Annotated in this window: 1 protein-coding gene; it reads left to right on the plus strand. The window is 75.9% G+C overall.

The window, feature by feature from the left end:
• On the plus strand, positions 1-490 hold a 490-nt coding region (locus tag FNX44_RS27555), incomplete at both ends, for a TerD family protein (protein ID WP_173019324.1).

The following is a 490-nucleotide window of genomic DNA, read 5'->3' on the forward strand; positions in this document are numbered from 1 at the left end:
CCCCGTGTCAGCGTCGACGTCTCCGCCCCCACCCGGGTCGACGTGTCCGGACTGCTCCTCGGCCCCGACGGCAAGGTCCGGTCGGACGCCGACTTCGTGTTCTACAACCAGCCGAACGCGCCGGGCGTGCGGCACGGCAGCGGCGGCGGTGCGGACACCATCACCGTCGACACCTCCACCGTCCCCTCGGACGTCGAGCGGATCGTGGTCACCGCCAGCCTCGACGCGCCGGGCGCGACGTTCGCCGGTGTCGAGCCGACGGGCACCGTCCGGGACGCCGACAGCGGCGCCGTCCTGGCGAGCTTCACCCCGCCCCGGCTCGGGCCGGAGACGGCGCTGATCGTCGTGGAGGTCTACCGGCGCGGCGGGGCGTGGAAGGTCCGCGCGGTGGGCCAGGGCTACGCCGACGGCCTGGCGGGCATCGCCACCGACTTCGGCGTCTCGATCGAGGAGCCGGAGACCGCGCCCGTCGCGGCCCCCGCTCCCCCGC

The organism is Streptomyces alkaliterrae, assembly GCF_007097205.2.
GTDB lineage: Bacteria > Actinomycetota > Actinomycetes > Streptomycetales > Streptomycetaceae > Streptomyces > Streptomyces alkaliterrae.